Below are 463 nucleotides of genomic sequence, written 5' to 3'. Positions count from 1 at the left end.
GCGCGAAGCCCAGTTGGTGGTACTGCGTACGCCGCAGCGCGATCAGATCGCGGTCCACGTCGTCCAGGAAGAAGAAGCGCTCCAACTCCGGACGCGTCGGCTCCTCGACGAACTTCCCGTACGCCTCGGCCTGGTCATCCGTCAGAAATTCCACCGGCATGCGGCGGAGCCAACCACCCGCCGCCAAGTCGAACGTCCTGCGATATTTCGAGTCACGCGAGGCGGTGCTGCTCGAACTGCTGGACGTCTTCCTGGAGAGCTGGCTCACCGGGCTGGCGGACGAACTGGCCGCGGGCATCGAGGCGCACGCGGCGCCGGAGGTGCGGGCGGGCCGGCTGGCGGAGATCCTCAGCCGGTCGCTGGCGGGCCGCGTGGTGCTGTGCGACCTCATCGGCGCCCAGGGCGGCGTCCTCGAGCACAACGTCTCGGTCGAGGTGGTCAAGCGGCACAAGCGGTCCTACCT

General features: G+C 68.7%; 1 protein-coding gene and 1 pseudogene. One reads left to right on the top strand and one right to left on the bottom strand.

Annotated elements, in window-relative coordinates; translation table 11 throughout:
* The coding region (locus PUR53_RS19545) for a DUF4158 domain-containing protein (protein ID WP_329894492.1) at positions 1–160 on the bottom strand (160 nt) is incomplete at its 3' end.
* Here PUR53_RS19545 and PUR53_RS19540 point away from each other — a divergent pair.
* Positions 159–463, top strand: a pseudogene (locus PUR53_RS19540) (TetR/AcrR family transcriptional regulator); the annotation flags it as partial. The gene PUR53_RS19545 and the pseudogene PUR53_RS19540 overlap by 2 nt on opposite strands.

It is taken from the genome of Streptomyces sp. SP18BB07 (genome assembly GCF_036322545.1).
GTDB classification, from domain to species: domain Bacteria; phylum Actinomycetota; class Actinomycetes; order Streptomycetales; family Streptomycetaceae; genus Streptomyces; species Streptomyces deccanensis.
Note: the sequence above shows the minus strand (reverse complement) of the source record. Positions and strands in the feature narration are given on the sequence as shown.